Annotated in this window: 3 protein-coding genes; all 3 read left to right on the top strand. The window is 59.4% G+C overall.

The window, feature by feature from the left end:
* Positions 1-269 precede the first annotated feature (269 nt).
* The 3 genes from petA to B3E94_RS18675 are packed head-to-tail and all read left to right on the top strand — an operon-like array spanning position 270 to position 2,853.
* The gene (petA, locus tag B3E94_RS18665; protein WP_176512364.1) at positions 270-863 is read left to right on the top strand and encodes a ubiquinol-cytochrome c reductase iron-sulfur subunit; all 594 of its coding nucleotides are present in this window, start codon (positions 270-272) and stop codon (positions 861-863) included.
* Positions 863-2,074, top strand: a complete 1,212-nt coding sequence (locus tag B3E94_RS18670) for a cytochrome b (RefSeq protein WP_043273975.1) — start codon at positions 863-865, stop codon at positions 2,072-2,074. Before petA ends, B3E94_RS18670 begins: the two co-directional genes overlap by 1 nt.
* The gene (locus B3E94_RS18675; protein ID WP_176512366.1) at positions 2,074-2,853 is read left to right on the top strand and encodes a cytochrome c1; all 780 of its coding nucleotides are present in this window, start codon (positions 2,074-2,076) and stop codon (positions 2,851-2,853) included. Before B3E94_RS18670 ends, B3E94_RS18675 begins: the two co-directional genes overlap by 1 nt.
* Positions 2,854-2,899 lie beyond the last annotated feature (46 nt).

The raw sequence follows: 2,899 nt of genomic DNA on the forward strand, positions 1-2,899 counted from the left end.
CGTTAATACCGCTTCGGCAGTCAAAAAAAGCCCGGTTCCTTGGAACCGGGCTTTTTTTATGTCTTGAACTAACCTGTCAGCATGTCGGTGGCGACTTGGCGCATAGACGCAGATCAAGCAAAGCGAGGGTTACAGCCTGTAGTGGGGGTAATCACCTTGTCATTGTGTGGTTTTGTTACTTACCATGACGACCAATTTTTAGTGCCACAGACATTACCTAAGTACAGGCCTGATCCAACAGGCCAAGCAAGCTGATGGGAGAGGACTGAATGAGCAATGACGGCGTCAACGCAGGCCGGCGCCGCTTCCTCGTAGCCGCGACATCCGTGGTCGGGGCAGCGGGGGCAGTGGGGGCTGCGGTACCGTTCGTGGGGTCATGGTTTCCCAGTGCCAAGGCGAAAGCAGCTGGTGCACCGGTGAAGGTCAATATCGCCAAGGTCGAACCTGGGCAGCAAATGGTCGCTGAGTGGCGCGGCCAGCCCGTATTCATCGTGCGGCGAACGCAAGAGATCCTGGGCAACCTCAAGAAGATCACGGGCGAGCTGTCCGACCCGGAGTCCAAAGCGTCGGAGCAGCCGGCCTATGTCGACCCCGAGGTGCGCTCGATCAAGCCGGAAATCCTCATTCTCGTCGGCCTGTGCACCCACCTGGGCTGCTCGCCGACCTTCCGCCCCGAGGTCGCCCCTGCCGACCTCGGCCCGAAATGGGTGGGCGGTTACTTCTGCCCGTGCCACGGCTCCCATTACGACCTGGCTGGGCGTGTGTACAAGTCGCAGCCAGCGCCTCTCAACCTGCCAGTGCCGCCGCACTCTTACGAGTCGGATGACATCATCGTCATCGGCGTCGACCAGGAGAAAGCATGATGAGCAAGTTCATGGACTGGATTGATGCTCGCTTCCCCGCGACCAAGATGTGGGAAGACCACCTGAGCAAGTATTACGCGCCCAAGAACTTCAACTTCCTGTACTTCTTCGGCTCCCTGGCCTTGCTGGTGCTGGTCAACCAGATCGTCACCGGCGTATGGCTGACCATGAGCTTCACGCCCTCGGCAGAAGAGGCCTTCGCCTCGGTCGAGTACATCATGCGTGACGTCGAGTACGGCTGGATCCTGCGCTACCTGCACTCCACGGGCGCCTCGGCGTTCTTCATCGTGGTCTACCTGCACATGTTCCGCGGCCTGCTCTACGGCTCCTACCAGAAGCCACGCGAGCTGGTCTGGCTGTTCGGCATGCTGATCTATCTGGCGCTGATGGCCGAGGCCTTCATGGGCTACCTGCTGCCGTGGGGGCAGATGTCGTACTGGGGTGCCCAGGTGATCATTTCGCTGTTCGGCGCCATCCCGGTGATCGGCGGCGACCTCACCCAGTGGATCCGTGGTGACTACCTGATTTCGGGCATCACCCTGAACCGCTTCTTCGCCTTGCATGTGGTGGCCCTGCCAATCGTGATTCTGGGTTTGGTGGTGCTGCACATCCTGGCGCTGCACGAAGTGGGTTCGAACAACCCCGATGGCGTCGACATCAAGAAGAAGAAGGACGAGAACGGCATTCCCCTGGATGGCATCCCGTTCCACCCTTACTACACCGTGAAAGACATCGTCGGCGTGGTGGTATTCCTGTTCGTGTTCTGCGCCGTGGTGTTCTTCTTCCCGGAAATGGGCGGTTACTTCCTGGAAAAACCCAACTTCGAACAGGCCAACGCGTTCAAGACGCCTGAGCATATCGCCCCGGTGTGGTACTTCACGCCGTTCTACGCGATCTTGCGTGCGGTGCCTGACAAGCTGTTCGGCGTCATCGCCATGGGGGCGGCGATCGCTGTGCTGTTCGTGCTGCCCTGGCTGGACCGCAGCCCTGTGCGCTCGATGCGCTACAAGGGCTGGATCAGCAAGGTCTTCCTGCTGGTGTTCTGCGTGGCCTTCGTGATTCTCGGCGTGCTCGGCGTGCTGGCACCGACGCCTGGGCGTACCTTGCTGTCGCAGGTATGCACGGTGCTGTACTTCGCCTACTTCCTGCTGATGCCGTTCTACACAAGGCTCGAGAAGACCAAACCGGTTCCGGAAAGGGTGACTGGCTGATGAAAAAGTTGATTGCAGTATTTTTGCTGGCAGTGATGCCTGCCTTTTCCTTCGCTGCCGAACATGGCCTGGAGCTGGACAAGGTCGATATCGACCTGGCTGACAAAGCGGCCATGCAGGATGGTGCGCGCACGTTCGCCAACTATTGCATGGGCTGCCACAGCGCCAAGTTCCAGCGCTACGAGCGGGTTGCCGACGACTTGGGGATCCCTCATGAACTGATGCTGGAGAAGCTGGTGTTCACCGGTGCCAAGATCGGCGACCACATGAACATCGGCATGCAGCCAGCCGACGCCAAGGCCTGGTTCGGTGCTGCGCCACCTGACCTGACCCTGGTTGCCCGGGTGCGCGGCACCGACTGGTTGTACACCTATCTGCGCAGCTTCTACGAGGACAAGTCGCGGCCTTACGGGGTGAACAACAAGGTCTTCCCCAACGTCGGCATGCCCAACGTGCTGGTCGGCCTGCAGGGCAACCAGGTGGTTGGCTGCAAGCAGGTGCAGACCGTGGTCGATGGCAAGAAACAATTCGACCCATTGACGGGGAGCCCGCTGACCCATGAAGCCTGTGACCAGCTGACCATCACGCCGAATTCCGGTACCCTGACCACCGAGCAGTTCGACGAGAAGGTCAAGAACCTGGTGACCTTCCTGGCCTATTCGGCCAACCCGGTCAAACTGGAAAGCCAGCGCATTGGTACCTACGTGTTGCTGTACCTGGCTTTCTTCTTCGTATTCGCCTATTTGCTCAAGCGTGAATACTGGAAGGACGTGCATTGATCACGCAGTAATTTCTGGTTGTTGAACGCGCCCGGGGCGTCCTGGC

Source organism: Pseudomonas sp. UBA6315 (genome assembly GCF_002438125.1).
Lineage (GTDB): Bacteria > Pseudomonadota > Gammaproteobacteria > Pseudomonadales > Pseudomonadaceae > Aquipseudomonas > Aquipseudomonas faucium.

What these genes read in the sequence shown, in the direction of transcription:
- petA (WP_176512364.1), top strand. Translation starts at nt 270, where the DNA reads ATGAGCAATGACGGCGTCAACGCAGGCCGGCGCCGCTTCCTCGTAGCC.
- B3E94_RS18670 (WP_043273975.1), top strand. Translation starts at nt 863, where the DNA reads ATGAGCAAGTTCATGGACTGGATTGATGCTCGCTTCCCCGCGACCAAG.
- B3E94_RS18675 (WP_176512366.1), top strand. Translation starts at nt 2,074, where the DNA reads ATGAAAAAGTTGATTGCAGTATTTTTGCTGGCAGTGATGCCTGCCTTT.